Source organism: Nitrospira sp. T9 (assembly GCF_052156535.1).
Lineage (GTDB): Bacteria > Nitrospirota > Nitrospiria > Nitrospirales > UBA8639 > Nitrospira_E.
Genome location: NZ_JBQKUP010000037.1, coordinates 1 through 23,379, shown reverse-complemented (window position 1 = coordinate 23,379; position 23,379 = coordinate 1). Strand labels below are relative to the sequence as shown.

Annotated in this window: 19 protein-coding genes; 7 read left to right on the top strand and 12 right to left on the bottom strand. The window is 50.3% G+C overall.

The annotated features are described in order from the left end of the window. The first annotated feature begins 79 nt into the window (after positions 1 to 79). Positions 80 to 889 carry an inositol monophosphatase family protein gene (locus ACTRXD_RS12950; RefSeq protein WP_442432217.1) on the top strand — a complete coding sequence of 270 codons (810 nt, stop codon included), beginning with the start codon at positions 80 to 82 and terminating at the stop codon, positions 887 to 889. A 237-nt stretch (positions 890 to 1,126) separates the two neighbouring features. Continuing rightward, positions 1,127 to 2,458: a hypothetical protein gene (locus ACTRXD_RS12945; protein ID WP_442432216.1), complete on the top strand. Its 1,332-nt coding sequence runs from the start codon at positions 1,127 to 1,129 to the stop codon at positions 2,456 to 2,458. Positions 2,459 to 2,601: 143 nt separating this feature from the next. Here the strand turns inward: ACTRXD_RS12945 and ACTRXD_RS12940 are convergent, their stop codons facing one another. After that, on the bottom strand, positions 2,602 to 3,132 hold the full coding sequence (locus ACTRXD_RS12940; protein ID WP_442432215.1) for a redoxin domain-containing protein: 531 nt from the start codon (positions 3,130 to 3,132) through the stop codon (positions 2,602 to 2,604). A 234-nt stretch (positions 3,133 to 3,366) separates the two neighbouring features. On the opposite strand from ACTRXD_RS12940, the gene ACTRXD_RS12935 reads away from it, so the two are divergent. Then, on the top strand, positions 3,367 to 6,717 hold the full coding sequence (locus tag ACTRXD_RS12935; RefSeq protein ID WP_442432214.1) for a tetratricopeptide repeat protein: 3,351 nt from the start codon (positions 3,367 to 3,369) through the stop codon (positions 6,715 to 6,717). A 527-nt stretch (positions 6,718 to 7,244) separates the two neighbouring features. On the opposite strand, the gene ACTRXD_RS12930 is transcribed toward ACTRXD_RS12935, so the two are convergent. The 10 genes from ACTRXD_RS12930 to ACTRXD_RS12885 all read right to left on the bottom strand — a co-directional run bounded on the left by ACTRXD_RS12930 (position 7,245) and on the right by ACTRXD_RS12885 (position 20,183). Then, the gene (locus ACTRXD_RS12930; protein ID WP_442432213.1) at positions 7,245 to 8,846 is read right to left on the bottom strand and encodes a peptide chain release factor 3; all 1,602 of its coding nucleotides are present in this window, start codon (positions 8,844 to 8,846) and stop codon (positions 7,245 to 7,247) included. Between the two features lie 29 nt (positions 8,847 to 8,875). Further along, positions 8,876 to 10,219, bottom strand: a complete 1,344-nt coding sequence (locus tag ACTRXD_RS12925) for a TolC family protein (RefSeq protein ID WP_442432212.1) — start codon at positions 10,217 to 10,219, stop codon at positions 8,876 to 8,878. Positions 10,220 to 10,241: 22 nt separating this feature from the next. Beyond that, entirely contained in the window at positions 10,242 to 13,493 is a 3,252-nt protein-coding gene (locus tag ACTRXD_RS12920; protein ID WP_442432211.1) for an efflux RND transporter permease subunit, read from the bottom strand. After that, positions 13,490 to 14,596 carry an efflux RND transporter periplasmic adaptor subunit gene (locus ACTRXD_RS12915; RefSeq protein WP_442432210.1) on the bottom strand — a complete coding sequence of 369 codons (1,107 nt, stop codon included), beginning with the start codon at positions 14,594 to 14,596 and terminating at the stop codon, positions 13,490 to 13,492. Before ACTRXD_RS12915 ends, ACTRXD_RS12920 begins: the two co-directional genes overlap by 4 nt. 4 nt (positions 14,597 to 14,600) lie before the next feature. After that, on the bottom strand, positions 14,601 to 15,251 hold the full coding sequence (locus ACTRXD_RS12910; RefSeq protein WP_312741765.1) for a TetR/AcrR family transcriptional regulator: 651 nt from the start codon (positions 15,249 to 15,251) through the stop codon (positions 14,601 to 14,603). A gap of 676 nt (positions 15,252 to 15,927) precedes the next feature. Beyond that, positions 15,928 to 16,431, bottom strand: a complete 504-nt coding sequence (locus ACTRXD_RS12905; protein WP_442432209.1) for a hypothetical protein — start codon at positions 16,429 to 16,431, stop codon at positions 15,928 to 15,930. A 133-nt stretch (positions 16,432 to 16,564) separates the two neighbouring features. Then, on the bottom strand, positions 16,565 to 17,914 hold the full coding sequence (locus ACTRXD_RS12900; RefSeq protein WP_442432208.1) for an ATP-binding protein: 1,350 nt from the start codon (positions 17,912 to 17,914) through the stop codon (positions 16,565 to 16,567). A gap of 4 nt (positions 17,915 to 17,918) precedes the next feature. Beyond that, positions 17,919 to 18,575: a response regulator transcription factor gene (locus ACTRXD_RS12895; RefSeq protein ID WP_442432207.1), complete on the bottom strand. Its 657-nt coding sequence runs from the start codon at positions 18,573 to 18,575 to the stop codon at positions 17,919 to 17,921. Between the two features lie 28 nt (positions 18,576 to 18,603). After that, complete coding sequence (locus ACTRXD_RS12890) at positions 18,604 to 18,951, bottom strand: PepSY domain-containing protein (protein WP_442432206.1); 348 nt, start codon at positions 18,949 to 18,951, stop codon at positions 18,604 to 18,606. Between the two features lie 446 nt (positions 18,952 to 19,397). Beyond that, positions 19,398 to 20,183, bottom strand: coding sequence for a hypothetical protein (locus tag ACTRXD_RS12885; protein ID WP_442432205.1), 786 nt, complete (start codon positions 20,181 to 20,183; stop codon positions 19,398 to 19,400). A gap of 309 nt (positions 20,184 to 20,492) precedes the next feature. Here ACTRXD_RS12885 and ACTRXD_RS12880 point away from each other — a divergent pair, with 309 nt between their 5' ends. Together ACTRXD_RS12880 and ACTRXD_RS12875 are read left to right on the top strand one after the other, a co-directional pair. Next, positions 20,493 to 20,948, top strand: coding sequence for a YgiW/YdeI family stress tolerance OB fold protein (locus ACTRXD_RS12880; protein ID WP_442432204.1), 456 nt, complete (start codon positions 20,493 to 20,495; stop codon positions 20,946 to 20,948). A 243-nt stretch (positions 20,949 to 21,191) separates the two neighbouring features. Next, entirely contained in the window at positions 21,192 to 21,413 is a 222-nt protein-coding gene (locus tag ACTRXD_RS12875) for a hypothetical protein (RefSeq protein WP_442432203.1), read from the top strand. 303 nt (positions 21,414 to 21,716) lie between these two features. Here the strand turns inward: ACTRXD_RS12875 and ACTRXD_RS12870 are convergent, their stop codons facing one another. Further along, positions 21,717 to 22,349, bottom strand: coding sequence for a DUF502 domain-containing protein (locus ACTRXD_RS12870; protein ID WP_442432202.1), 633 nt, complete (start codon positions 22,347 to 22,349; stop codon positions 21,717 to 21,719). Between the two features lie 114 nt (positions 22,350 to 22,463). Between ACTRXD_RS12870 and ACTRXD_RS12865 the strand changes: the two genes are divergently transcribed. Both ACTRXD_RS12865 and ACTRXD_RS12860 read left to right on the top strand, forming a co-directional pair. Beyond that, entirely contained in the window at positions 22,464 to 22,853 is a 390-nt protein-coding gene (locus ACTRXD_RS12865) for a hypothetical protein (RefSeq protein WP_442432201.1), read from the top strand. Between the two features lie 288 nt (positions 22,854 to 23,141). Next, a partial coding sequence (locus ACTRXD_RS12860; RefSeq protein ID WP_442432200.1) for a hypothetical protein occupies positions 23,142 to 23,379 on the top strand: 238 nt, incomplete at its 3' end.

Here is a 23,379-nt window from a genome sequence, read left to right as displayed (position 1 = left end):
ATTTCCATGATCGCATCCTGGCGCTTGGGATTTCCGCAGACTTCAGGTATGCTGGAAAACGGTCTGTTCCCCATCATCTATGCCATTATCCCCTACCGAATATCACTCGTTAACCCGCATCGCCATTCAAGCCGCCAGGCAGGGCGGGGCGATCCTGCTCGACTATGCCAAAAAAGGATTTCAGATCCATCAAAAGGATCAAGCCATCAACCTGGTCACCGAAGCTGACCTACGCTCAGAAGAAGCCGTCATTCAGACCATCCGACATGCGTTTCCCGAACACCAGATCCTCAGCGAAGAACAGGGCCTGCAGGACATTCCCTCCCATCCCGTCAAATGGATCGTCGATCCCTTGGACGGAACCACCAATTTCACCCACGGCTTTCCCATGTACAATGTCTCTATCGGCGTGGAATATGAAGGCACGTGTGTCCTAGGAGTGGTCTATGATCCCACGCGGGACGAACTGTTTCTGGGACAACAAGGGAAGGGGGCCACACTCAACGGCACACCCATTCATGTCTCGGCCACGCCTCATCTAAATGAAGCGTTACTCGTCACCGGCTTTGCCTATGACGTGCACACCGCCAAAGATAACAATCTTAAGGAATTTTGCGCATTCACCCTCCGTGCGCGTGGGATGCGCCGCACAGGCACCGCCGCGATTGATCTCTGTTACATCGCCTGCGGCCGGTTCGATGGCTTTTGGGAACTACAACTCAATCCCTGGGACACTGCGGCAGGAAAAGTCATCCTGGAAGAAGCCGGGGGAAAGTTAACAAATTATGCAGGCGAACCCTACTCCATCTATGGCAGCACCCTTATCGCCACCAACGGCCATATCCATCAGGAAATGGTAGAAGTTTTAAGCAATGTACAGAAAGGTTAGCATAGGCCATTTCAACTCAAGACTATCCTGCCTCATTTCAATTGCAATTTAAAAAAAAACGCTCCAAAAAAACATTGAAGTTATTGAGCGTTTTTTGTTCTTATTAATGTATTCGAGAGAACAGAAAAAAGTCTGCGTTAAAATAACACCCAAATTCAAATGTCATAAATAGAGAATACGTTTCTTTTCGTTCCTCCACTTATTTTTTTGAATGCGATTAATAGGAGATTCATCGCAATGCCTTGCTACAAACTGGAAGAAGTCTTTGGTGTAAGTAAGGACCCAGTCCAGAGTTATGTTGAAAGAAGTGAAGTTGATGGGCTGTTTTTAAAAGCCCTTAGAACAGACAACCAAATAATTGTCTATGGCGCCTCCAAGCAGGGCAAGACATCTCTGGTTGAAAAACATCTGCCTTACAAAGAAAATGTCACCGTAAGTCTTACCCCAAAATTTAGGCTGATTGATATTTACAAGTCGATTCTAAGTTCACTTGACATTGAACTCACAACAGATACTTCTACCACCACAGGAACATCTACCGATGTTAGCCTGGGTGCAAAAGTTAGAGCAATTTTCCCGTTAATGGGTAGCGCTGAGGGATCAACTTCTTTTTCAGAGAAGGACACAAAAGCCATTGCGGAAAAGAGGAATTCAATTGAGCTTAACTTGGAACTGCCGAATGACGTAGTTAGAGCTTACAAAAAATCAGGGACTAGCAAATTTATTATTTTAGAAAATTTCCATTATCTCGATGAAGAGACTCAAAAACAGTTTGCGTTTGATCTGCGTTCTTTTCAAGAGTTGGGACTGCGATTTATTATCTTAGGTGTATGGAGAGAAAAAAATCGGCTAATCCAGTTTAATGGAGACTTGCTTGACAGGATTTTTGAAGTTCCTGTTGAGCCATGGGATATTGAAGACTTTCATAAGGTTGTCACAAAAGGGTCTTCTTGTTTAAATGTTGAATTTTCTAGTGAACTTATTGACGTAATAATTCAAAGCGCATTTGATAGCATAGGTGTGGTTCAAGAACTATTAAAGTCAGTTTGTCAAAGTGCAAATGTAGAAGAAACGCGATTGAAATTATTAACGCTTAACGATTTAGCTGCCTTGGATAAAGCAAAAGCAGAAAAAGTACAAAGTTATTCGGCCAGGCATCTTCGTGCACTTGAAGCCATCGCTGAAGGTAGAAAGACGACAAATCAGCCAAAATCGGATGATCCTAAAGATATGCCTCTTTACCTTCCTTATTATACCGTTCGATCGATATTGAGTTGTAAATTTGAAGAGGTAATGAAAGGGATAACAAGAAATAGTCTTGAGAAAAAAATCAAAGAAATTCATCATCGACCAGATGATGTTAGAGCAGGTGACATGAGTAATTTGCTATACAATTTCGCGAAGCTCCAAAGCGAGAAATCCATATCGCCACCAATTTTCGATTATGACAAAACCACACAAACTATTCGTGTAATTGACTCAACATTCTATTTCTTTTTAAAAAATATGGATTTAAATATTATAATGGCCCAAATCTTAGATCCAACAAAACGAACGCAAAGAATGTAGTAAAAATTTTTATGACATGAGCCCGTCGACTTATAGGAATCAGTGTTAGCGAAGAAAAAATCAAGAATCACCTAGAAAACTGTCTGAAATAAATTCCTTGAGATCAAAAGCATTTCGTAAAGTAGAATAGTCTCCGCATCTGGTTATGCCGGTTCGGTAAGCAGACGTTGAATGGTGTGTTCGGTTTCCTGATACCCCCCTTCTCCAATGTGGGTGTACTGAATCACTCCCTGTTTATCGATCAGATACAGCGTCGGCCAATAGCGATTACGGTACTGCCGCCAGTTCAGAAATTCATTATCGATGGGCACGGCATAGGGAATATGGTGCTCCTGAATGTACCCTTTGACCTTTTCTACATCGTATTCATATTTAAATTCCGGCGAATGTACCGCAATCACAACCAGCCCTTGTTTGGCGTACTTGTCGTGCCATTCCTTGACATAGGGTTCGATATTCCGGCAGTTCCAGCATCCAAACGTCCAGAACTCCACCATCACCACCTTGCCACGAAGGTCTTCCATTTTGAGTGGCATTGAGTTAATCCACGTTGGACTGATGATGTCAGGTGCTGGAGAAGTATTCGCAAAGCTCGGGGAAGAAAGATACAAGAAAACACTCATCATTCCGAAAAGAGCCACGCCCACCAAAATATGCATTGGTCTTTTGAACATCGTCACATCTCCTGGTTGGGTTTCTGAACTTCCTTAGGTAAGCCAGTAACGTTCTGACTTCTTTACTTGGTCTTTCTTCTTGTCCACCTGTTACACAACCATTTTCCAAAAATTTGACGACTGAGATAGAAAGAACGCTTGAAGTTCCTCGCGGGTTTTGTTGATATGGCGACATCCAATGAAACAGCAAATGCGAATTAAGTGGTAACGCTTGCAGTTCCGTAGAACAGAATCATGTCCCCTCCTGTTTTTATTTCATATGCCCGTACCACCAGCCGCCAATTTGCGGAGGCGCTCCATCGTAAGCTGGGAGAGCTGACGTTTTTCGACACCTCCGACATCGAAACCGGCGAGCAGTTCCCTGAAGTGCTGGTCGATGCCCTGCTCGATGCAAAAGTCGTCGTCATTTTCGCAGACGAGCGATATTTTCAGCGCTGGTACTGCCGGAAGGAACTGGAAACCGCGCTCAAGCCGTTTGAGATTCTCTCGACGCAATCAGGGCACACACCAGAAAAACAGAATGGCTCACTTGAGGGCATTGTCCTAGCCCTCCCACCCAACCAACCAGGACCGGTGATGACCCGGCTGCTTCACAACCTCCCACCACGCATTGGCACCGCGAACTGGCCGATGGCTGATGACACCGAGGCACTCGCCACGCTCATTCGCAACCGAGTCGAGACGACCCAAGACACCATCGGGGCAGCTTTAGAGAAATTAGCGCAACGCGATGACGTCCGAAATGCCTTATTAGAAGAATCGGCTCTCCCCTCACTGTCGGATTTGAGATCCGTTAGACATTCCGTACTTCAAGGCATGCCCGTTTCCCTTCGCAAAGGTTTCGTAGGGCGGGCGAATGAATTGTGGACCATACACACGGCATTAAGTGGGATGGATGGAGAACCGGAACCAGCCGTGGCACTATTCGCGCACGGCGGATTCGGCAAAACCCGCCTTGCGGCCGAATATGTACAGAGATATGGAGGAACACATTTTCCCGGTGGACTCTTCTGGATCAACGCCGATCTCGGGGAAGAAGGCCTGGAGGAACAATTCTATGCCATCCTCAAAGTAATCAGACCACACATGCCCTCCCTCAAGGACCTCCGTGACTCTGGTGTCCAAGACGCGGTGGCCAGCGCAATGGTGGACGCCGTAACCGAGGCCTCCCAACAGGGCCGGGTGCTTGTGGTGGTGGATAACGTGCCTGAAACCCAGCCTGCACCCCTTGCAACCTGGTGCCCCGCGATGGGTGTGGCGGCCGTCTTGGCCACATCCCGGCGAAACCTGGCTCTCTCTCCAGAGGGTATCAAAGAAGTGACCGTTCCCCCGCTGACGCTCCCGTTCTCGGTTGAACTCCTCACGAGACAGTTGGATCGACGGTCCTTGTCCGACCAAGACTGGATACTCATCGTTGAGTGGGTAGGGCGGTTTCCTCTGGCCTTGGAACTCCTGAATACCACGCTCCAGGCGGGAGCCATGACACCTCCGCAATTGCTCAAAAAAGCTGAGGGCACCGGGCCGACCACCGAACTGGACGCCCAAGCAGCGGTCTTAAAAGAAGTGATTCCCCAAGGGATGCTCCGCGGGGTCACAGAAGCCTTGCAAATTTCCTATGACCAATTGCCCCAGGAAGCACAAAAGGCCGCACACCTCCTGGCGCAGTTGGCTCCCGAACCGATACCTGAACATCTGCTTGAAACACTCGACTCTGGTCTGCTGTCTCCCACCATCAGGACAATATTGAGGACCAGGTCCATCGTCATGGCCCTGACCGGAAGCACCGTCCCGATGTTCGGCACTATCCATCGGGTTCTTGCAGACTTCCTGCGAAGTCAGCCAGGAGAAACTGATAAGGAAATTTCAATCCTTTCAGGGGCACTTCAAACAATCATGACCCAGGAGGCATGCAGTGACCCAAACCAGTGGGCACTGATGATCACCTGTGGGCCCCATGCTGAGAAACTTATTGCCGTTCTTCAGGATCCTGCCCAAGAACAAAATGGACCTACTATAGTTCATTTAGGATTGATCCTCGGAACATTACACTCGGAACAGGGTTTGTATGGACGTGCACGAGAGCAAGAAGAACATGCCCTCTCCTATGCCAAAACCATTTTAGGAGAGGAACATCCCGACACGCTCAGGTCCATGAACAATCTCGCCTTGACGGTCTCTCGTCAAGGCGAATATGCCAGAGCCGCCGCTCTCCAACGCACCGTGTGGGAACGGACCCAGCCCCTCCTCGGCGCGGACCATCCCAACACGCTTACGTCCATGAACAATCTCGCCCTGACACTGTCCCGTCTGGGGGAATATGCCGACGCTTCCGTCCTCCAGCGCACAGCCTTGGAACGAAGACGAGTCCTCCTCGGCGAGGAGCACCCCGACACGCTCACCTCCATGAGTAATCTCGGGTCGACCTTGTCCGACCAAGGCGATTATGCCAGGGCCGTCGCGCTCCAGCGCACGGTGTTGGAACGGAGACAACGCATCCTCGGAAAGAAGCATCCCGACACCCTCACGGCCATGAGTAATCTCGGGTCGACCTTGTCCGACCAAGGCGATTATGCCGAGGCCATCGCGCTCCAGCGCACGGTGTTGGAACGGAGAAGAGTCCTCCTCGGCGAGGAACATCCCGACACGCTCACCTCCATGGGGAATCTCAGTTTGACCTTGTCCAACCAAGGCGATTATGCCGGGGCCGTCGCGCTCCAGCGCACGGTGTTGGAACGGAGCCAGCGCCTTCTCGGCGAGGAACATCCCTCCACCCTCACCGCCATAAATAATCTCGCGGTGACCTTGTCTGACCAAGGCGATTATGCCGGGGCCGTCGCCCTCCAACGCACGGTGGTGGAACGGAGCCAGCGCCGTCGCGGCGAGGAACATCCCAACACCCTCACCGCCATGAATAATCTCGCGTTGACGCTCTCCGACCAAGGCGATTATGCCGGGGCCGTCGCCCTCCAACGCACGGTGGTGGAACGGACACAACGCCTCCTCGGCGACGACCATCCCAACACCCTCACCGCCATGGGCAACCTGGCGTTGACCTTGTCCGCCCAAGGCGACTACGCCGAGGCCGTCGCGCTCCAACACGCGGTATTGGAACGGAGCCAGCGCCTTCTCGGCGAGGAACATCCCTCCACCCTCACCGCCATAAGTAATCTCGCATCGACGCTCTCCCGCCAAGGCGACTATGCCGGGGCCGTCGCCCTCCAACGCACGGTGGTGGAACGGAGCCAGCGCCTTCTCGGCGAGGAACATCCCAACACCCTCTCCGCCATGGGTAATCTCGCGGAAACGCTGGCCCAGCAGGGCGAGTATGCCGAAGCCGTCGCGTTCCAAGGCATAGTGGTGGAACGGACACATCGCCTTTTCGGCAAAGAAAATCCCGCCACAAGTCTTTCGGCCTGGAATTATCTAAACTTTCTTTTAAAAACAGAGGATATCGGGACTGCGCTGGAGGTACTGCGTCAATACCTCCTGTGGCTCTTGCACCAGGGCCCATCGACACTTGGTAGTGACCAACAACAGATTCGTGCGGGCGTCGCCAAACTTCTGGAATCAGCGAAAGACTCATAACTATAGATCCCAGCAGCAAGCCTGTGGAGTCGTTATAGTGATTCCAAGTAATTCCCAAAGGCTTCTTGCCTTTCATCCTGCCAGTAGATGCGGCCACTTCACATGGAATTCCCAGAGAACCTCATCCCTCTCATTGTCCGACGCCTGCCGCTCGGCCCCATGGGCGGACGCTCTCATCCCTCGGCGGGCCTTGTTTGAGTGCAACGAGTTGGCCCGCCTCCCCCTGATTTGCGTCCGTCCATTCTAATGTCACCGGGCGGGGTGTCAATGGTTTTGGCTACTTTTGCCGAAACAAAAGTGACTCGGCTGCCGGGCCGAAATCCGGCACTTGCAGTAATCCTTTCCTAACAAACCGAAATTGTATCGGGATGACTCCAGGAAGTTCTTGGGTCGCATCTCATCAAGCACGTACCGAGCTGCGTGTGAGCACCTCGACGGAGCCAGGCGAACGGAATCATTCAATTATTTTGATGAGGAAAAACCCAAGAATGTATGAAAAGGAGGTGAGGATTTTTCTACAGGCGAGATTAGCCCATATCACGGAAGCTGTGATCGGGATTGCGTTCGCCGGCAAAATTCTTTGACCATGAGCTGCGAAAGAGGACGACCGCTCGATCCCGGCTGTCTTTGACGACAAGGGCATCAGAGGGCGGCTTAAACGTCGCAACGTCGCCTACCAGCCATGCACTGGATTCATAGGGCAACACATCCACCACCACTTTGACGCGGTATTCGCTTTGCAAGCGGAATTCCAGCACATCAAACTGAAGTTTGCCCACAGCGGCCACAAAAAATTCCAGCCCGTCCAGACTTCGAAGGATTTGAATGGTCCCTTCCCTGGCGAGCTGCTCGATTCCTTTGTCGAATGATTTCCGCATTCCCGTATCGGTCGGCCGCACACGGGCAAAGACTTCGGGTTGAAATTGTGGAAGCGGTTTATAATTAAAGCCTTCCGCCACCGAGATCGTGTCGCCGATCTGAAAAATCCCGGGATTGATAATCCCAATGACATCGCCGGGATAGGCCACATCGACCGTATTGCGTTCCTTCGCCACCATACTGTGAGGCCGTGAGAGCCGAACCTCCGTGTTGGTCCGATGATGTTTGACCACCACATCCCGCTCGAATCTCCCTGAACAGACTCGTAAAAAAGCCGTGCTGTCGCGATGGCGTGGATTCATATTGGCCTGGAGTTTAAATACATAGGCGCTGAATGGTGTATCAACCGGATCGATCATCAGCTCACGGCCATCCGGGGCATCCGCTAACCGACCGTGAGCGGGAGGAGCGAATTCCACAAACGCATCGAAAAATGCTTCCACGCCGAAATTGGTCATGGCAGACCCGAAGAAGACGGGCGTGACTTTTCCATTTTGAAAATCATCTTTCGAGAACGGGTTCCCGGCGATATCCAACAATTCTAAATCATGCATCAATTCATCCCAGATATACCCGGCCATACGGTCTTTCACCGAGGGATCGTCCAAGGAGAGTTCCACGAGATCCGGTTTCGAGGCCCCTCCCGCAGCCGTTCTGGTATAGAGCAACACCTTTCGGGATTGCCGATTCACGACTCCGAGAAAATCCTGTCCGGACCCGATGGGCCAGTTGATGGGACTGGCGTGAATGCCCAACACGTCTTCCACTTCCGCCATCAGATCTAGCGGAACCCGTCCGGGCAAGTCCATCTTGTTGATGAAGGTCAACACGGGAATCCGGCGAAGGCGGCAGACTTCAAACAATTTTCGTGTTTGCGTTTCAACACCCTTCGCGGCGTCAATGACCATGATTGCGCTATCGGCCGCCGTGAGTGTCCGGTAGGTATCCTCGCAAAAATCCTGATGGCCAGGCGTATCCAACACGTTGATCACCGCCTGTTTATAGGGAAATTGCATCGCCGAGGCGGTAATGGAGATGCCGCGCTCCTGCTCCATTTCCATCCAATCCGACGTGGCCATTTTCCGGTTTTTTCGCCCTCCGACCATCCCGGCAGTACGAACCAGCCCCGAGTAGAGCAGGAGCTTTTCGGTCAACGTGGTTTTACCGGCGTCCGGATGGCTGATGATGGCAAAGGTCCGACGCTTGCTTGCTTCTGATCGGATTTCTTGTTTGAGTTGGAGTGTCGTCATATTACCTTCTGGGCGAACAGCCCGATCTATTACAATTTTTCCAACTGACCCTGCGCCCGGGCCAGACTCAGACGGGAGGCATTAAACGTGAAAAGGCCTTCAATCAAATTATCTCTGGCTTGCGCCACACGGGTTTGCGCATCAGTGACTTCGATATTCGTGGCGACACCGACCGCGAACCGTTCACGTGAGAGTTCCAATTCGGTCAGTGAAAGCTTTAACCCTTCTTCCGCAACCGCAACTTGCTGTTTGGCCGAACTCATGGTGATCAGCGCATCACGAACTTCCAATCCCACTTGATATTGCACATCCTGGGTTCTGATGGCTTCCTGTCTGAGCAGACTGCGACTCTCTGAAATTCTGGCTTCCCGCATTCCGCCATCGAAAATCGGCACCCTCATTAATACCTGAACATTATCGGTGGTCAACGCATTGGGGATTTGATTGCCGATCATGCCAACATCGCCCAAAGCCTGAATAGTGGGAACCCGTTCGTTCGTCACGGAACTTAACGACAAGGAGGCCAGACGCTCACGGTTCTGCTGCGCCTTCAGTTCGGTCCTGTGTTCTTTGGCCACCTGCAAGGCCTCTCCTATGGATTGGTCGGAGACATTCACCATTTTCATTTCATCCGTAAGCACCAGCTTCACCTCGAACGAGAGCCCCATGGCACGAATCAAATTGAGTTTGGCACGATCCCGCTCATTTTCAGCGACTAATAATCGCTGTTTGGCGTTTTCCAATTGAACTTTCGCACGCGTCACATCCAGACTGGTCGCCATCCCGGCGGATTTTCGTTCCGCCGCCAAACGCAATAATTCCTTATTCAATGCCACATCCGCAGTCCGGGCATTCACTGCCGCCTTAGCCCGAAGCGTTTCCAAATAAATCAGACCTGCGGTGGCCATGGTATCCCGTTTGGTGACTTCCGCATCCAACCCTGCCACGTCCACTCCCGCTTTGGCAGCCCGCCATTTTTGAATGAGACTTAAACTGAACACATTCTGGGTGAGAAAAGCCCTCATTTCGTAAAAATCCCTGGGGCCTACAACGGTGGCGCTCGAACCAAACGACCCCGTAAAGAATCGACGCCGGGATGCGCCTGCCGTCCCTGAAAGATTGGGCAATAATTCACCGAGTTGTGTATTCGCGACATCCTGCGCCTGTGCAATACGTTCGTTAAACAAACGGACCGTCGGATTCTGATCGACAGCCGCATCCATCGCCTCCCGCAAACTCAGCCGCAACTCGGGAAGGTCACGAGCCGTTGAAGGCTCCGGGGAAGCCGCCCAGGTCACGGCCCCGAATCCGCCAATTACCATAAGACACACTACGCATAGCCCAAACGCCTTCCAACACTGACCTCTCATCATATCTTGTCCCTTCGCCTCCAGGTTACAAAGCGCCGCCCGACGGCTGTTCAGCTAATTGAGGATTTCTGGCCTCTGCCCACTTGCGTTGCGTATCAACGACCAAGGTAAACAATGCCGGAATAACAATAAGGGTGAACACTGTGGAGACCAAGAGGCCACCCAGCACCACACTTCCGATACCCCGATACAGTTCGGAGCCCGCGCCGGATGAGACCACCAGTGGGAAAAGGCCAAAGAGCGTTGTGAGTGTCGTCATCATAATCGGCCGGACACGGATTTTGACGGATTCACGAATGGCCTCTCGAAGAGGTAATCCTTGTCCCGATTCTCCTCCCAACGAATCCCCCTCTTCCGGTCCCCTCATGAAATTTAAGGCCTGGTGCACCACCAGAATGGCATTATTGACCACCACCCCGATGAGAATGACAAAGCCTAACATGGTCAGCACATCTAATGGTTGATACGCGATAAAATTATTGACCAGAGAAAGCCCCAGGAATCCACCGGCTGCGGCAAACGGTACCGTAAAAATAATGACCAGAGGATAGAGAAAACTTTCGAACAGCGCGGCCATCAAGAGGTAGGTAATGGTAAAGGCCAACAGAAAATTCCATTTTAACGCATCATAGGTTTCGGTAAGATCATCGGCCGTTCCCGACAGGCGGACATTATACAAACGGCCTAACGTCCCACTTTCTTTCAATGGCCCAAGGATTTGCGTTCGAATCACATCCATCGCCTCCTCCAACGCCATCTCAACCGGCGGGATCACCTGAATCACAATGGATCGTTCCCGTTCAATATGATTAATTTGTTCCGGGCCCGCAACTAATGTGATATCGGCAATATTGCCGACCGTCGTCAGTTGACCGCCTTTGGTAAAAATCGGAATGGAATTGAGCGACTGCGTCTGATTGGCATATTTATCGATACCACGAATCGTGAGATCAACCTCATCTCCTTCAAATTGGTAATCACTGGCCTTTGCCCCGTCGACAAGGGCATCAATGGTAAATCCGAGCTCCTGATTCGTCATTTGCACATCGGCCGCACGATCCCGTTTAACGGTGACACGGACTTCCGGGCTTCCCAAATCCAAACTGGGAATGGGCCTGGCCTGCGCCTCGGGCAGCACCCCTTTCACCTGACCGAACACCTGAACACCTAATTGAACAAGGGTGTCCAATTCCGGCCCGGTGATCTCAATATCGATATTTCGCCCTTCACCAAGGCCACGCTCGAACAGGCCGCGCTGTGTGATGATCCCAATCACGCCCGGAAGGTCCGCCGTGGCTCGACGAAACAGGGGGATCAATTCCTTCACGCGGCTCGGATCATTTACGCGACCGCCCATAAAGACGGATCGCCCCCGTGCCACATAGAAAAAATTGGCAATACTGGGGCCATCCAAAGCGGCCTCCTCCGGGGAACCGGGCTTTGCATCCCAATAGGGGCTGAGGGTCGATTCAATCGGCTGTCCCATCTTGACAAATTCGTGAGTGTTATACCCCGGAGGAGGCAGCAGAATGCCGATGACAAGATTCCGGTTCCCCTGAGGAAGATACTCCGCCTTCGGTAACAAAGCCCAACTTCCCAGTATCGCAAGAGAGGTGAATCCCAGAATCGTCACACTTCGCCAGAAGACACTACCACTCAAATCATACACCAAAGAACCCAAGGCCTCTCTGATACGATCCAACCAGGAATGCCGTCCCGCCGTGGAACCACTCTCCGGAAATCCCGCGGTAGTCCACGTACCGGGTGCTTGTTCCCCCTTAGACTTTTTCACCGTGGTTAACACTCGTGCAGACAATGATGGAATCACCGTCATCGAGACCACAAGGCTCAAGCCCACTCCCGAACTGATCGCAATAGCGATATCCCGAAACAATTGACCGGATTGTTCTTCCATGAAGACAATGGGAACAAATACGGCAATAGTCGTGAGGGTACTGGCCAGCACTGCACCCCACACCTCCACAGTGCCATCGTATGCCGCTTGAAATAACGATTTGCCCAATTCCCGGTGACGATAAATATTTTCCAACACCACAATGGAGTTATCCACCAACATCCCGGCAGCAAACGTCATTCCCGCTAAACTGATGACATTAAAATTCCGGCCCAACGCCCACAGCATAATAAACGTCCCCATCATGCTGATCGGAATGGCTAAACCGACCACCAGGGTGCTACTGCCCGTGCGGAGGAATAAAAACAAAATAGAAATCGCCAATATACTCCCGACGATCAAATTTTGCTGGACAAGAGTCAGGGATCGGTTAATGTATGTGGTTTCATCATAAACCTGAAATAACTGAAACCCCCGCGCATTCAAAATTTCTTCATTGAGCTCACTAGCTGCCTCCCGAAGACCATCCATGGCTTCCAATACATTGGCCCCGGTCTGCCGTATCGCGTTGATGGCAATGGCTGGATGGCCTTTTTGTCGCACCACCACGGTCGGATCCTTGTAATCAATATGGGCGGTCGCCACATCCCGCACATACACCGACGCGCCATCACGCCTGGCGATAATGACATTTTCCACATCCTGGGGATTGAGATATTCCCCCACCGTACGTACGACATACGACCGTTTACCCTCATCGAAATCTCCGGCACTGTAATCCCTATTCTCCTGATCTAACGCTTGAGCCAGGTCCATAATGGTTAACGCTCTGGACGCTAATTTTGCCGGATCGACCGTCACTCGAAGCTCCCGCTCCCGCCCACCATAGACATTCGAAGCCGCGACACCCTGGACCCGTTCGAAACGGGCTTTGATGATATCCTCTGCAAAATCCCGCATGGTTTCAATGTTGACGGGATTCCCTTCTAGAGTGTCTAAAATAAACCAGGCCATGGCGGCTCCACGGGTATCCGCGCTGCTAATGACGGGTTCATCCGCCTCAAGCGGGTATTCCTTGACCTGATTCAACCGGTTGGAAACTTGGAGTAAGGCGGTATCCGTATTCGTTCCGGTGGGAAATCGGAGAATGACTTTTCCCTGACCGTAGGAACTTTCGCTGAACATTTTCTCCAGGCCTTCGACGCCTTTGAGTTGCTCTTCCTGCTCATCGATGATTTCACGCTCGACTTCATGCGGGCTCCCCCCGGGCCAAACGGTATCCACGGTGACTTCATGCTTTTCCACATCAGGTGCCAATTGAACCGGGAGCTTCACCAACGCCACAATGCCGAACAACACGACTAAGAGCACACCCACTGCCGTGCTGACCGGATAACGAATGGCCGAATGAACCAGATTCATGTTTTTACCGGCTCCTCTAAAATTCTGACCGATTGACCGGGCAGGAGGCGCTCATTCCCTTCCACGACTATCTGCATGCCTTGTTCAATTTCTCCCTGGACTTCTACCACATCCTCAAAATGAGCTATAGGACTTACCATGACCTGTGTGACGGTATTATTAGCAACTATAAAGACAAATTCCTTGCCGCCTTTGAGCACCAGAGCATCCTTGGGGATCACGACCGCCTGGTAAGGAGCGCCTACGGCCAACTGCACCCGTGCCACCATCCCGCTTTTAATGCGTAAATCCGGATTGGACAACACGACTTTGACCGGGAACGTTCGTGCCGATCGATCGGCTTGCGCGACAACAGAAAAGACTGTTCCTTCAACCTCTCTTCCAGGCAAAGCATCGAACACAGCCATCACTGGATCTCCAACCCTGACATCCCGCACGTATTCTTCCGGGAGCGGCACTTGCACTTCGACCTTTGCCAGATCTACCAATTCCACAACTGGTCCACCCTCCTCCACCCATTGACCGATTTCCGTATATTCCTTCGTGATCCAACCCGGAAAAGGGGCCAGGATCCTTGACTTGGTCACTTGATCACGTACCAGTCGAATCTCCGCTTCTAATTGAATCAGCCTCTTTTCTAGAGCGCTTTCTTCAACAATTGCATCATCCATTTCTTTTTGAGTCACCAGTTCCTTGGCAAACAACATCTTGATTCGCTCCAAATCCTTCTGCGCCTGGTCATAGCGGGCTTTGGCTTCACGATGTGAAGCCACTGCCGAGTCAAGACGAATGTCCAGCGTGTCTGTTCGAAGACTGGCGAGCAGTTGCCCTTTCTTCACAAACTGCCCTTCTTTACCGGGAAAGGCTTTGACCAGGCCTGCCACTTCACTGGCCACAAGACTTCGCTTGCGTGGTTCTGCTGTTCCCACTAAGGAAACCGATCGCTGAACCTGCTTGCTTAAAACGGTCACAACCTTGACCGGCGAGGGCGGACGTCCCGTTGGCGGCTGGGCCGCCTCCTGTTCACTGCACCCCTGCAATCCCTGCACAGCCAGGATCATGGCAAACACCAGGCAGATGGAGCTTTTAGAAAGATATGTCATACGTTTACGTTGACCTTTTAAGGGGTGAAGTTCCGAGGCCATCAAGCAACAACGACGCTAACCACTTGCCTTTGTCCACAAGCGATTCTTTGGGACCTGACTGGAGAATCCAAAGATAGATGGTAGAGTTTAACATGCCATGAAACGCCAAGGAGGTATCTTTAGGATTCACTTTGCGAAATTCTCCGGTTTTGATGCCCTCCTTAATGAGATTCGCAACAAGATCAATCTGGGCCAAATACCGTTTCCACACCCGCTCGCCAAACGCGCTTTTCACGGTCCATTCAAACCCGCTCCACTCAGAGACATAAATACGGAAAAACGCACGGTTTTGATCAGCGAAAGCTAACTTCACCTGAATCACCGCACGTAACTTCTCCTGGGCCGGGAGACGGCTGTGCGTCGCCTCTTCCAAAAGACGGAGTAATTCCTCAACCTTGGCTTCCACCAGAGAGATATAGATGTCTTCTTTGCTTTTAAAAAACCGGTACACCGTCCCCATGGCAAATTGGGCGGCCTCGGCAATTTCAGCCATGCTGGTTTTAAAAAACCCGTTCTGGGAGAACTTGCGCTCCGCAGCCAGCAAAATTTCTTCACGCCGGGCTTCATATTCCCGCTGTTTTCTTTCCGCCCGGGGATTGGGAGTCGCTTTCATAGAATGGCCTTTTTGATAAACAGTTCTTTTCGGCTTTGAATACCTATTCTAAAATATGAATGATGATTCCACAACATGAATCTCTGATTCAATTCATTATGGGGCTGTAATATGCAATGTGCCTGTGGGTCAATATGCCCTTGGAAATTATTATTAACACTCTCATTATCGGTCCCCTTCTTCCTTCAGTGGTGGGCAAAATTTACCGGGAACCCTCTTTCATGACCTAGGGCCCCACCTTTTTATTTGCTTAGGTAAAACTTTCAGCTGCCATATCCGGACCATTGGCAGAGGGAAAAGGCATTTAAAAGGTTATCCACACCTCCCATCCTCCCTCGCTTTCCTTGATTTCATGTTTAAAAGAGAAAAAAAGGAGAATACTATTTGAACACGGCGACGGGGACGACACGATCTCTTCACAAGTGTGGAGGAAATTTGCTTCGAGCGACACGAAGGAAGAAAAGATGCTGAGTGGAGACTTGCTTCCTCAAATTCCCGGGAAACCTCTAAATAGGATACCCATTTGAAGGAGCGGAAGGGAAATTACCCATAGTTTATATCGGCCTGAAAGAGAGAGTGGTTGGTCTTTCTCAGGCTAGATGGCTGGTGCTTGCATCTATTCATCCAATCCGGTTGGGTTTGGTGCCGAGTGAAATATTTCCCGCAACAAGGCCTACTACGAGGTCTCTTCTCGAAAGGATCCTAAAAACAGATTTCCGCAAAGAAGAGCACTCCCTATTACTAAGCCGCCCACACCCGTATACACGAATATTTCCGTGAGAAAATGTTCATGAGCCGGACCACGCCCGATGGAGGGGGCCAGAAGAAACATGGTCAGCCAAGAAAGTGGATACAAACTGCTGAGGCCGAGAAACATTGCAGAGACTGTTTTGTATCGTGACTTCATTCCGGACAACATGGTGAGTATGATCAGCCCCAGAGAAAAAGCGGCAATGCCCGTTGCATGGAAGTGAGCACGTTGGGCATATCGCCAAATCTTATCCGCACTTTTGGCATCATGAACTGCCGGATTCGCTTCAATCCCCTGTTTAATATAACCCTTATATAGATCTTCATTAATACCGAAGAGAATTCCCATTCCCACACCAAACATCAATCCCAACAGCACCAGTCCCAGCCCAACTCTCACAACTTGAATCTCTCGGGTCATCATGTTCACGATCAATCTCCCATCATCCTGTCAAAAATAATGACTGCCAATCGCCGATCTCTCAAAATACCCCGCCGATCCCCACTTCCCGGTTAGGGTTAAACCTGTCGGTTAGCACAAACAAGTGTTGGGGGATGGTGGATTACACTTGCTCATCTACTACGGGCCATTCCAGATTGGCGCGCACCCCCCCTAACGGTGATCGCTCCAGGTACAAAGAGCCACCATACAGCATGGCAATATCAAAAACGATATCCAACCCCAGTCCGCTACCCGGTATGGCTTCATCAAGTCTGCGCCCCCGTTGAATGGCCATAGCTTCCTGACCTTCGGGGATACCAGGACCATCGTCTTCCACAATCACCCGCCATTTGCTCCCGGCCCGCTCTCCACGAATCTGAACTTCTTGCTTGGCCCATTTGCAGGCGTTGTCTATGACATTGCCCAGCATTTCTTCTAAATCCTGGGCATCGCCATGAAAATAGATTTTTTCCAGTCCTATTAAATGAATGTTGAGGGCTTTGCCCTTGTAAAGATGGTCCATCGAAAAACGCAGATCCTCGGCTAGGGTCCCGACAGGCGTTTGAATACCCACAAATCGATTCGCCCCCGCTGTTCTGGCTCTTGAAAGATATCGATGCACCGAGTGCGTCATATTCTTCAGTTGTTCGCCCATCAGACTCCCCTGCTCCCCTTCCATGGCACGGGCCTCATTCGTCAGGACCGTTAAAGGATTCTTCAGCGCATGAGCCAAATTCGCGGTTTGGGTTCGAGCTCGCTCCAGGAGAGCCGCATTATGATCCAAGAGCGCATTCAATTCCGAAACAACCGGTTGCACTTCCCCTGGAAAACTTTCCGGAAGCCTGGCTGTTTTTCCCAATCGGGTTTCCGCCAAAGCCTGTTGTAACCGGGACAGGGGACGTAATCCGATCCGAATCTGAAAGAACACGGCACCCACTAATCCGACCCCCAATGCGGTCAACGTGATCAACAACATTTTAGAAAATTCCAGGACATCCTCATCAATATTGGAAACGGGACCTGCCACCACAAACGTAAATGAGGCTTGTGAATCGGGCAAGGTGACATTTTCAACGAGTCCACGTAACGCCATTCCGGCAGGCCCCGTCAGAGCCTGATGTTGCAAACCGGTACCAATGCCCGGGTCGTTGATCTCAAGGATATACTGCCATAGAGAACGGGAGCGGGCGACCAATTTCCCGTTTTCGAGGATCTGCCAATACCAACCGGATAGGGGCCGGTGAAATCGAAGATTGGAAGGATTCCATGTCATTTCTAACCCGCCGGAATTGGGAGAAATTTCGCTGGCCGCAATATTGCCCTTGAGCTGATCAAACAAAAAATCATCAAATCGGCGTTCCACATGGGAGCGAAACAGAAGCATTAATAGCACACCGACCACCACAAGAGTCAGTACCACCCAGACGCTGGAAAGAATCAGTAAACGAAGGGCAAGCGTGTTACGTTTCATGTTCCTACTCGGTGAGCTGATATCCTTTACCCCGGTGCGTAATGATAAAAGAGGTCCCCAGTTTTTTTCGCAATCGATTGATTAAGACTTCAATCACATTAGAATCCAGATCAAAGTCCTGGTTGTAGATATGTTCCGTGAGTTCGGTTTTGGAAATGATGGCATGAGGATGATGAAGAAAATACGATAAGGTACGAAATTCCAGCGCCGTCAACTCCACGGGTTGATCGTGGATGGTCACCCGTTGGCTACTCGTGTCAAGGTTAACCGAACCCCACGTCAGGACTGCGGTGGCATGGCCCGCAGCCCGCCGAATGAGTGCTTCTATCCGGGCCACAACTTCTTCAACCTCAAAAGGTTTGGTCAGATAATCATCCGCGCCCGCCCGTAAGCCCAACACCTTTTCCCTCCAGGTATCCCGTGCAGTTAAAATAAGAATAGGCATCGTGCGTCCCGCTTGGCGCCAGCGTTGTAACACCGTCAAGCCTTCACATTTCGGAAGACCCAGATCAAGGATCACCGCATCGTAGGATTCCGTCTGTCCGAAATATTCTCCTTCCTCACCATCAGTGGCCACATCTACGACATAGGACGCTCGTTGCAGCCCATCGACTATTTGCCTGGCCACTTGCGGGTTATCTTCAACAACAAGCACTCTCATGGGATCAGCGAAGGAAAAACAGGCATTCTCAGGGTGAGTGGTCTCGCTGCCCTTTGACCGTGAGAACCGCCATCGATTTGGCATCGTAGTCGATTTTCAGAACATTGCCCTGCGGGGTCAGTAACTTGACCTCATAGATCCAGCGCAGATCCTCCTCTTCTAATTCCAGCTCAAGAATGATTCCCTCAAACTCCTTCTGTACTTTTTGAAACAATTGTTCAACAGGAACCACTTCGGCCTTTAATTGTTGATACCCGGGAATGTCGTCATCCGGATACGCCGGCGAAATAAATCCGAACAGGCCGACCATCATCCCGAAAATCCACGGCAAAAACACTTTCTCGTTCCTGGGAATTTTCATTCGATCAACGTTCATTTTCTCCCACCTCACTTTCCCTTTTCGGACATACGGAGAAAATCTCTCAGGAACAGAATCTTATCATGACCAACCTTACGCCAAGCTTAAAATTCTGTTAAGCCCAAAATCAGGATATACACAGGACCGTCTCTCGTATCTTCACCATAGGCCCTCTCATGGGATCGATAGGCCATTGACAATAGCCGGTACGCGGGGCAATTGGGCCGGCATGAGACCAAATGAGCGTATATCATTGAAGACGAATAGCGGAAAGACTGAAGCCCGAGATCCCGACGATCCATAGATCGAATTTCATTTCGTCCAGATAGGAAGACTACCCTCTCCATTCAAGGCCTTTCAAACTTTCCCATTCAGCCCCCACTCCTCATGCCCCCTGATATGCCTCGAGGAATTTCAAGAAAGTTTCGTCACACTGCCCATTCTATGAGTAAATCGACGAAGGTTCAGAATCCAAAAATTACCCGAGCTGCCGCAACTGGAAAGTGCTGATGTTCTGTCCGTTCCACCCCGAATCCGAATTGTATTTTTGCATGTTTGACTAGACGAACATGCAGTTGGGGCATTACTAACAGTAAATCAGGGCGCTTTGGCCGAGATTCCCAATTCATCTCTAATCCCACATGAAATTTTTTGGAGAATGAATAAGTAAGGTTACTATTCACCAATCCTTCAAGATGCCCGTGAGAGCCGAGGTCCGTCAGTCGCACCCCCATCATATTCAGCATAGTCCAATAGGTATTCATCCGATATCCAAAGAGATAGAGCAGGTCATTCTCGAACTCTCCGCCATCTCTAAACTCTCCAGGATCATGTTCAAACACCCCACCAGCATCTTCAAACTGTACACTATGCCGATGGTATTCTCCGATGTATTGCCACCCGTGTATAAAGCTTCCATTTTGGAGAAAATGAAATGTACCTTGCAATCCCAGTTTATAGCCTTTGACGACACCATCTTGCGTCGGCAATTCAAACTCAATTCCATAGCCATCTGCAAACGCATACTCAAATTCAGGATTGACTCTAAATGCATCATCCTTGAAATTATATTGAAACAAGGTATTGAACTCGTAATCATGTTTGTGGGATCTCATTGGTAAGACCAAATCAAAGACCATGGGTTCAAGGAGACCAGGGGAGGCACTAAATGTTCCACCTTCAGATGCATAGCTCATATTCGAAATAGTCATGACAAGAAGAAGCCAGGCTGAAAGCGTTGAACTTTTCATGCCTGATTTTCCCTCCGTCCTTTCTCCATACATTCATTACCCTGCCCCTATCTGAAATCGCATCCTAACGATCCAACATTTAAGCCAGGCTGAAATGCATTTTCAGCGTGGCTTCAGGATGCGAGAGGTACAATCCCCAAAAAGTAAGCGCAGCGTTGAAACACAAAGAAAGGAGGTTCAAGAAAAAATCGGTGAGATCAACAGACCCATCATTCGTGGTGGGTTGGTGTTGGGAGGATTCGTTGGGCTATTGGCCACAACAAGTTGTAAGTGGTGTACAGGTTAATTTTTCAAACCAGGAGAAACATCATGAGTAGAAACATTCTTTTCATGACCATCGGATTGTTCATTTTCAGTACGCTCACCCTCTGGGCGCAATTCCATGATCCAAGACACACTGGCATCACAACCGTGTCTGCCGCTCAAGGGGCAGTTGATGATTCCCGGGTCTCACTGACCGGAACCATTCTTCGGCAACTGGGAGAAGAACGATATCTTTTCCAGGATGCCACCGGAACCATCATTGTCGAGATCGATCATGAAGATTGGCGCAACGTACCCGTCAATCCGGAAACAATTGTCAGAATTTCGGGAGAAGTGGACCGGGATTGGTTGGCGACGGGAATTGATGTGGAACGGGTCGAGGTGATGACCGCATCCAGTCAAGGCTCTAATCAGTTGCAACGGAATGATTCCGATCAGACCAACCCGACTGACGGTGGGCAGACATCGTGCCGAAGCCAAAGTCTGTCCCAACTATGTTGAGGAAGAACGGTCTACCAAGACTTCGCACCCGCCATCAATTGGTGGAGGGTGTGAGCAACAGTATCACCGGGGAGTTGCCCCTGCTGTATTTTTATAAACAGGTTCCGACATGCCATTTGAAATGAGCAGATTAACCGAGCAGTTCGTAACCAAATGTTGAGACATTGGGTATAAACATCAGGACGGTATGGCAGTATGAACCATCAGAAGATCTTTCTCGATGGGCCCGATCAAGGAGGACATATGTACAATTTCTACATGCCCGGCAGATCCCATGCCTGGTATACGCCCGGACAAATATTTACCTGGCTTCAACAAAAGCATTTTCAAGTTTTTAGCATTCTGTATGAGGACCATTGGTATGTGGTTGAGGCCCGTGATCCGGACGGCACAAGGGTAGAATTGAAGGTCACACCAAAAACCAGAACCATCTTTACGTGGAAAATCCTGGAAGAATCCTGCTGAGATCATTCGCAGGAAAAAATTAGTGGCTCAAAGTTGCTGAGAGACGCCGTATGCAGATGAGCCGACAAGAGGACTCCCTTTCCCTCGTTCCTATTTGCCCTGCTTTTTAGATGTTGCACCTTCCCTTCAGGAAATTGGTTGTCATGAATAATTTCACGGGCCTACTTGAGATAGAAGGTGATTTCGAAAAATCTTACGTACAAGGGGTAGGGAGATTGATCGTCATGATTGAAGCGAACGACACATTCATTCAGAAACATCCCCCGGTTATCATCAATTCCGTCAATACAATTACCATGGACCTCATCCACCTTTCGAGATCATGTCCTGTAGGCCTAAACCCCCTTCCCCATTTTGCCCACCGGAGACGCCCCCTGACACAATAAATGCCATGACATCCGCACTTTCTGCCTCCAATGGATGAACTTGTTCTTTGGGAAAGATCAGGATATTTCCCGCAAAATTATAGGATTGCGGGAAATAGACGGCCACATGGTTGAGCAGGCCGAGAAATTCCAAATCCGTTCGAGTCACAAAGCCTACCGCTTCGGCATGACCACCGGGAACCAGAGATACCAAGACCGGCTGATCGAACCGCCGCTTTTCCCCCATAAACGCCGCAATCAGATCCTTGAGCGAGGTATAGAGAATTTTGACGAAAGGCGCTTTCACCAACACCCGTTCCAGCACATCCAGCATTTTTTGTACAAACACGGTGGACGCATATCGGCCGGTCAAGGTGATTAACCCGACCGTGACCAGAAATCCCACACCAGGGATGGGAATATTCAGCCAGCCATCAATAGTTTGAAGCACCAACCACGCCACATACAACGTCGTTACTACCGGCACCAGGATTAAGAGACCTTCAAAAAAATTCCTGGCCAGATCGTTCATATTGATATTGTCCCAAAACTTGGGTCGTTGTAATTCCATATCAGACTACCCCCATAAAAAAGTGAATACCCGCAAGCTCAGCTCACCAGACCCAGACATGTCGAAACTTCGCATTTTTCCTGCAAAAATCAGAAATGAGCAGATCGTCTCCCAATGAAAGAATGTACCCTACCGCCAAAAGTCACGCAAACGCGGATCGATGGTCAACATGAGGGATGGTGGGTGGTTACAGGGGACAGGGCAATGCAGTACAATCGGCTCAACACATTCTTAACAGGGAGAGCAGGCATGGCACAAAGCAGTTCGGGAACGACACCAGCAGCAACCGATTCCCAGGAAACAGAAATTCTCTATGTCGTGATTCAACGGGATGGCAAACAGGTCAGTGCGAAATGGGGACTCCATCCGAATCTCAAAGAGGAATTGAAACCTGAGGAGTGGAAGGAGCTGACCGAAGTGATGGGAAAAGTCACCACACTTGTAGGAGGTCGTTTTTCACAAGTCTTAAACAAAGCCGAAGAAGAATCAGGAGGTACGGCCTAAAAGAGACCGCCCGTCGTTTTGACTCCAGATACCGAAAGTCACATTCCTTACGGTCGACTGTATCCTGATTTTCTCAAAAATCTTCTTGCTCCACTCCCCAAGGCTCTTACGGCAAGATCCCCTCTCAGGTGCCTCATATTGCGCTTCTGCACGCTGGCTTTCCACCATCCAAAGGTAAAAGTACTGAGAGGAGAGGTGACGCATCGAAACATTCCCCTAACTCTCTGTTAAGAAAAACCTTGAAATATATTGTCAGACCGTGCCTGATGGACTCTGAGCGAACAACGAATGAAGCAAGCCCTATTAGATGTTGTCATCCTGAGTGAAACGAAGGATCTGGCTGAATGGTGGGTGCGTGGGCTGGGCACAGATCCTTCGCCATTGGCTCAGGATAATGGTATGGACTCCCCCTTTAAGGACGGCATCGAGTGTGCCAAGCTGGATCACCATGTACCCAGCGTTCAACGAAAAGGAGGAGTCATCATGAAGCGTACAACAATTGGGATCGACATTGCGAAAAATGTTT

What these genes read in the sequence shown, in the direction of transcription:
- ACTRXD_RS12950 (WP_442432217.1), top strand. Translation starts at nt 80, where the DNA reads ATGCCATTATCCCCTACCGAATATCACTCGTTAACCCGCATCGCCATT.
- ACTRXD_RS12945 (WP_442432216.1), top strand. Translation starts at nt 1,127, where the DNA reads ATGCCTTGCTACAAACTGGAAGAAGTCTTTGGTGTAAGTAAGGACCCA.
- ACTRXD_RS12940 (WP_442432215.1), bottom strand. Translation starts at nt 3,132, where the DNA reads ATGTTCAAAAGACCAATGCATATTTTGGTGGGCGTGGCTCTTTTCGGA.
- ACTRXD_RS12935 (WP_442432214.1), top strand. Translation starts at nt 3,367, where the DNA reads ATGTCCCCTCCTGTTTTTATTTCATATGCCCGTACCACCAGCCGCCAA.
- ACTRXD_RS12930 (WP_442432213.1), bottom strand. Translation starts at nt 8,846, where the DNA reads ATGACGACACTCCAACTCAAACAAGAAATCCGATCAGAAGCAAGCAAG.
- ACTRXD_RS12925 (WP_442432212.1), bottom strand. Translation starts at nt 10,219, where the DNA reads ATGATGAGAGGTCAGTGTTGGAAGGCGTTTGGGCTATGCGTAGTGTGT.
- ACTRXD_RS12920 (WP_442432211.1), bottom strand. Translation starts at nt 13,493, where the DNA reads ATGAATCTGGTTCATTCGGCCATTCGTTATCCGGTCAGCACGGCAGTG.
- ACTRXD_RS12915 (WP_442432210.1), bottom strand. Translation starts at nt 14,596, where the DNA reads ATGACATATCTTTCTAAAAGCTCCATCTGCCTGGTGTTTGCCATGATC.
- ACTRXD_RS12910 (WP_312741765.1), bottom strand. Translation starts at nt 15,251, where the DNA reads ATGAAAGCGACTCCCAATCCCCGGGCGGAAAGAAAACAGCGGGAATAT.
- ACTRXD_RS12900 (WP_442432208.1), bottom strand. Translation starts at nt 17,914, where the DNA reads ATGAAACGTAACACGCTTGCCCTTCGTTTACTGATTCTTTCCAGCGTC.
- ACTRXD_RS12895 (WP_442432207.1), bottom strand. Translation starts at nt 18,575, where the DNA reads ATGAGAGTGCTTGTTGTTGAAGATAACCCGCAAGTGGCCAGGCAAATA.
- ACTRXD_RS12890 (WP_442432206.1), bottom strand. Translation starts at nt 18,951, where the DNA reads ATGAACGTTGATCGAATGAAAATTCCCAGGAACGAGAAAGTGTTTTTG.
- ACTRXD_RS12885 (WP_442432205.1), bottom strand. Translation starts at nt 20,183, where the DNA reads ATGAAAAGTTCAACGCTTTCAGCCTGGCTTCTTCTTGTCATGACTATT.
- ACTRXD_RS12880 (WP_442432204.1), top strand. Translation starts at nt 20,493, where the DNA reads ATGAGTAGAAACATTCTTTTCATGACCATCGGATTGTTCATTTTCAGT.
- ACTRXD_RS12875 (WP_442432203.1), top strand. Translation starts at nt 21,192, where the DNA reads ATGTACAATTTCTACATGCCCGGCAGATCCCATGCCTGGTATACGCCC.
- ACTRXD_RS12870 (WP_442432202.1), bottom strand. Translation starts at nt 22,349, where the DNA reads ATGGAATTACAACGACCCAAGTTTTGGGACAATATCAATATGAACGAT.
- ACTRXD_RS12865 (WP_442432201.1), top strand. Translation starts at nt 22,464, where the DNA reads ATGAAAGAATGTACCCTACCGCCAAAAGTCACGCAAACGCGGATCGAT.